The sequence below is a fragment of the Burkholderia sp. BCC1972 genome, assembly GCF_905339605.1.
Classification (GTDB): Bacteria; Pseudomonadota; Gammaproteobacteria; order Burkholderiales; family Burkholderiaceae; genus Burkholderia.
Genome location: NZ_CAJPGH010000107.1, coordinates 1 through 304, shown reverse-complemented (window position 1 = coordinate 304; position 304 = coordinate 1). Strand labels below are relative to the sequence as shown.

At 64.5% G+C, this 304-nt stretch carries 1 protein-coding gene; it reads right to left on the bottom strand.

The features are described 5' to 3' along the window. Positions 1–201: hypothetical protein (locus U5798_RS37020; protein WP_322084897.1), on the bottom strand; the 201-nt coding region annotated here is incomplete at its 3' end. Positions 202–304: the final 103 nt, after the last annotated feature.

Below are 304 nucleotides of genomic sequence, written 5' to 3'. Positions count from 1 at the left end.
GTCGGCGCAGGAGTCGACCGACGTGGGATCGCTGTCGACCAGCATGAATGCGACGAACAGCAACGTGGCGAGCCTGTCGACTTCGACCTCGGCCGGCATTAGCACCGCACAAAGCGGTGTGACCTCGCTGTCGACGGGCCTGAACACTACGAACAGCAACGTGACAAGTCTGTCGACCTCAGCCGCGGCCGGCATCAGCACGGCGCAAAGCGGTGTGACCTCCCTGTCGACAAGCCTGACCACGACCAACAGTACCCTCGGCGCACTGTCGGCGCAGGAGTCGACCGACGTCGGGTCGCTGTCG